Consider the following 1,872-nt stretch of genomic DNA (forward strand, 5'->3'; position numbering starts at 1 on the left):
GAAATTTCAAATACTGTTGCCACTGTGCAACAGAAGTTTGTGCTTGCAGTTTGGCAAAGGCGTTAACGTAGGTGGGTTGGTTGATTACCACTGCATCAATATTGCCTAACTGCGCCGCTGCAAAAAATGCATTCCAATTCAAACCGGGCGCTTGTTTATTGAGTTCAGCCAAGGTCAGTTTATTGTAGGTTGCAGTGCGGTCGCGGTTTTGTACACGAGTCCAATGCAGGTTGGCGATTTTTTTCTCCAGCGCGACTATATCGGCGGCGGCTTTTTCCGGTTTAGGTATGCCGGCCAAACTCAATATTTTGGCAATGTAAGCCTGATATTTTCCGAGCAGTTCAACAGAGACCGCATCGGTTTTTAAATAGTATTCGCGATCAGGTAAGCCTAAGCCCGATTGATAGGCACCGGTAATATATTGATCGGATTGTCTTTCATCCTGATCGATATAAAGCTCAAGCGGAATACCTATACCATAGGCTTGCCACTCGCCCCAAAGCACAGCCAAGTCCGCGTGGGATTTCAGTTTATCGATTTGCGCCAGATTATCTTTTAGCGGTGTTAAACCCAATTGCTCGGCTAAGGTTTCATCTAAAAAGGATTTATACAAATCCGCAATTTTTTGCTCATCCGATCCTGCGATCTGTTGGGTTGCCGCAAGTTCCTGGATTAACGCGCGCACATCGTTTTCTGCATTTTCAGCCAATGAGTCAAAACTGCCCCAGCGCGCTTTATCGGCGGGGATTTGTGTGTTGTCCACCCACTTTCCGTTCACATAGCGGAAAAAATCCTGTTGTGGCGCAACACTGGTGTCCATACTGGCCAGATCAATACCTGAACCAAGGGCAATGCCAGTTTGAGTTGTTGATGTATCTTTTTTGGGTGAGCTGTTATTGCTGCAAGAGCTAACCCCCAACGCGAGAGAAATACCCAATGCAATTGCGGTCATCTTTTTCATTGCGGTTTCCTTGAATAATGTGTGATTGCTGGATGAAATTAATAAAGTGCGCGCTTAAACATGCCCAGCGCAGTTTGGTAGCCCCAGAGTTGTAATTCGGCATCGTATCTGTCGCCTTCATCGCGCATAAACGCGTGAACGCCATTCACTTCGTGCCAGGTAAAGTTCACATTGCAGGCAACCAAATTGGCATACACTTTTGCGCGGCCTTCCGGTGGAATATGCGGATCTTGTTTGCCCCAAATCATTTGCAGCTCGCCTCTAATCTCGCCGGTGCGTGTGAGGCTTTCATTGCCGGGTTTTGATGGTGTTAAACCTGAGTGGATATCGGTCGCGTAAAAACAACTAGTTGCACTGATGGCAGGATTAATTGCCGCACGGTACGCCAATCCACCGCCCAAACAAAATCCCATAGCGCCGATTTTGCCAGAGTAGTAGGGCAAGGTTTGCGCGTAGTCGATCATCGCTTGCGTATCGGTATCGTGTGCTTCCAATGTTTTGGCGACTTTGTCGGCATTGCCTTTATCGCGGCCGGCATCGTCATAACCCAATACGGTGCCGATCGGATTTAATTCATGGAATACTTCCGGAACAATCACGATAAAGCCATGACCCGCCATAATTTGTGCGCTGCGGCGAATGGGTGAGGTTTGTTGGAAAATTTCGGAGTAGAGAATAATGGCGGGGAATTTTTTACCGGCAGTTTCAGCAGTGTCTTTTGGGTGATACACATAGCAACGCATGGTGCCGGTCGGGGTGTTGAGGTCAATCTGGTGATTCTGAATAAGCACGTTCTTCTCTCCTCGAAATAAATCGTTACTTGAAATGATTTACTAATAAATGATTAATTATTTGCTCCAAATTCCCGCTCAAGCGTATCCATTAATACTTTTACTTTGGCGATGGACTCG

At 46.7% G+C, this 1,872-nt stretch carries 1 protein-coding gene and 1 pseudogene; both read right to left on the bottom strand.

The window, feature by feature from the left end:
- A pseudogene (locus ACWA6V_RS21100) lies at positions 1-961 on the bottom strand (peptidase M13); the annotation flags it as partial.
- A 38-nt stretch (positions 962-999) separates the two neighbouring features.
- On the bottom strand, positions 1,000-1,752 hold the full coding sequence (locus tag ACWA6V_RS21105) for a dienelactone hydrolase family protein (protein ID WP_449524325.1): 753 nt from the start codon (positions 1,750-1,752) through the stop codon (positions 1,000-1,002).
- Positions 1,753-1,872: the final 120 nt, after the last annotated feature.

It is taken from the genome of Cellvibrio sp. (assembly GCF_053579595.1).